Raw genomic sequence first — 1,455 nt, 5'->3', positions numbered from 1 at the left:
CCACTGGCGGCTTCTCGGCGGCTGGCTGGCGGTGGTAGCCCAGCTTGCCCAGCACCAAATCTAAGATGCCGCCCGCCGTATCGGGCGAGAGAGCGCGCGCCGAATCCAGCAGCACATCGCACATCGTCCCGGCCAGTATCCCCACCATCAATGCCAAGCGCGGCATATCCTTGGGCGTGAGGTCATCCACCACCGCCAAAGACAAAAACAGCGCCGCGATTAAATCCCCGCACTTGGCCGCCATGCTTTTATCTTTGGCTTTGATAGCTACCCGAAACGAGCCGACAAATGCGCCCACCACTGCCAACATTGTTTGACTGGCAAAAAATCCCGCAAGCAAATCATTCACGATTCCTTCTTTCTAGCCGTCTGCGCGGCCTACTCGTCCCGTAACGCATCCTGCAAATGTTCACCCATCAGCCATACCGCCAAACTCCAAATGCCGAAGATGTAGGCTACCACCTGCGCCGACAGCGTGGGCCGCACCCCAAAGCTGGTCGCCAGCAGCAGCCAAATCAGCGGGGTAAGCCGTAGTGCCCCCACCCCAACCACATGACTGCGGCGGCTATTGCTCCACACCGACCAAGCCGATAGCAGTGCCAGCAGCAACAGCAGCGACACCACAAACCAGCGCGGCAGCTTGGTCAATCCCGTCCACAGCGGCAGCGTGCCAAAACCATTTACGCCAAATACCCATGCCCAAACCAGCAAAAAGCCGATATTGACGATTTGCAGCGCCCGCGTGCCCGTGCCAAACACCCAGCGCCGCGCCGAATCCGGCAAAAAGCGCAAATTCCACAACCAAGACAAAGCCGCTTTCGCGTATCTGCAAAAGCGGCACGATGTCCAGCGGTTATACAAGGTTTTCGCTCGCTCAAACATGACAGTCTCCTTTAAAAATTGCGGCTAAATCATTGGGACTAAAACGCCAGCTCTCGGACAACCCCAACGCCTTGCCCACCCACTCGCTGCAAAACCAACGACGGCGGTTTTCAGGTAGCCCGAACACCACGCCCAACGCTCCAGTCAAATCATAGGGCTGCCCGGCTGTGCGCTGCCACAGTGCAGCAAGCCGCGCATGATCCGCCGGCGCACTCGGCATCGGGATAAGCACCCACTTATCCGATGGCAGCGGCATAGTCTTACAGCGTACTCCGCCGTCGCGCACAGAGGAGCTGTGGCACTCGTACAGCGGCGCACCGCCGGCATCGGTTTCAGGTAACCCGATCACCACCTCACAGTGTGAGTAACGCCCGCGTGTCAGCTGCCTGGTCAGCCAGTCGGTAAACCGGGCACTCCATACGCGCCAGCCGGAGCCATCACGACGGCCTTTGTACAAGGCTAGATAAATTTTCCGTTCGCTCATCTGTTGGTCTCCCCGTCTTCAATTTGCTCATAGTTGGCCGTCCAGCCGCCGCTGTAGTCATATTCCAGAGGATTTTCGGCTTTGAGCAT

3 protein-coding genes are annotated in these 1,455 nt (G+C 58.3%); all 3 read right to left on the bottom strand.

The features are described 5' to 3' along the window. A partial coding sequence (locus tag KEM39_RS11240; RefSeq protein ID WP_211710059.1) for a hypothetical protein occupies positions 1-349 on the bottom strand: 349 nt, incomplete at its 3' end. Positions 350-378: 29 nt separating this feature from the next. Further along, on the bottom strand, positions 379-882 hold the full coding sequence (locus tag KEM39_RS11235) for a hypothetical protein (protein WP_211710058.1): 504 nt from the start codon (positions 880-882) through the stop codon (positions 379-381). Beyond that, positions 875-1,231 carry a hypothetical protein gene (locus KEM39_RS11230; RefSeq protein ID WP_418030245.1) on the bottom strand — a complete coding sequence of 119 codons (357 nt, stop codon included), beginning with the start codon at positions 1,229-1,231 and terminating at the stop codon, positions 875-877. Before KEM39_RS11230 ends, KEM39_RS11235 begins: the two co-directional genes overlap by 8 nt. Positions 1,232-1,455: the final 224 nt, after the last annotated feature.

The sequence above is a fragment of the Neisseria sp. Marseille-Q1983 genome, from assembly GCF_018224585.1.
GTDB classification, from domain to species: Bacteria; Pseudomonadota; Gammaproteobacteria; order Burkholderiales; family Neisseriaceae; genus Neisseria; species Neisseria polysaccharea.
The sequence above is the reverse complement of the archived record's forward strand: the minus strand, read 5'-3'. Positions and strand labels throughout refer to the sequence as shown.